The organism is Micromonospora maritima (assembly GCF_902825405.1).
GTDB lineage: Bacteria > Actinomycetota > Actinomycetes > Mycobacteriales > Micromonosporaceae > Micromonospora > Micromonospora maritima.
The window spans coordinates 1-899 of sequence record NZ_CADEAU010000925.1; the positions used below are offsets into that span (position 1 = coordinate 1).

The window sequence follows — 899 nt, forward strand, 5'->3', positions numbered from 1 at the left end:
GCCCGGTCCACCTGCGCCGCCGCCGCCGCGACGCCGCCGGACACGGCCACCCCGCGCACCACGCCGGCGCCGCCGTCGGTGAACACCACCCAGGTCAGCCGCCGCCGCAGGTCGGCGGAGAGCACCAGCACCCAGGCGTCACCACCGGCGTACGGGGCCAGCCGCCGGCCGCCGAGCGTCACCTGGGCGCGGCCGGCGATCTGGTACGCGGACACCCCGCCGACGTAGACCCGTCCGGACTCGTCGGCGGTCACCGCGGACGGCGTGATGGTGTTGCCCCGGTTCCCCTTGCTGTCGATGCGGCTGATCACCACCTGACCGGCGAGCTGACGGCCCGAGGCGGGATCGAACCGGGCGAGGTAGGTGTAGTGCGCGTTCCCGGTGTTGCTGGCCTGGCTGAAGTCGTCGGTGACCACGTTCGGCGCGGGCCGGCCCGGATCGGCGGCCGAGCGGGCGAAGATCGTGTTCCCGCCGGCGGTCTCCCCGGCCACGTAGAGCCGCCCGTCCCGGCCCAGCGCCACGCGGTCGGCCCGGCTGTCCGCGCACAGGTCGCCCAGCCGGTCCACGGGATGGTCGTAGGCACGCCAGCGCAGCGTGCCCCGCCGGTCGTAGGCGTGCACGTAGGCGATCTGCACCGGCACGCACCGCGCGCCGCCGGTCTGCCGGAAACCGCTGACGAAGACCAGGCCGCTGCGGTCGTCCACGGCGACGTCGCTGACCGTGCGGCCGCTCAACGAGACCCGGGCCAGTGTCGCGCCGCCCAGGTCGTACACCGTGACGGTGGTGCCGGTCAGGGCCGCGACCGTGCCGGCGGATCCGACCGCGACCCGGCTGGTCGGCCCGCCGCGTTGCCAGCGTGCCCGCCCGGCGGCGGCGTCCAGCAGCACGGCGCCGCGGTC

1 protein-coding gene is annotated in these 899 nt (G+C 76.3%); it reads right to left on the reverse strand.

What is annotated here, in order from left to right; translation table 11 throughout:
- A partial coding sequence (locus HUW36_RS33575; RefSeq protein ID WP_217428930.1) for a hypothetical protein occupies positions 1–899 on the reverse strand: 899 nt, incomplete at both ends.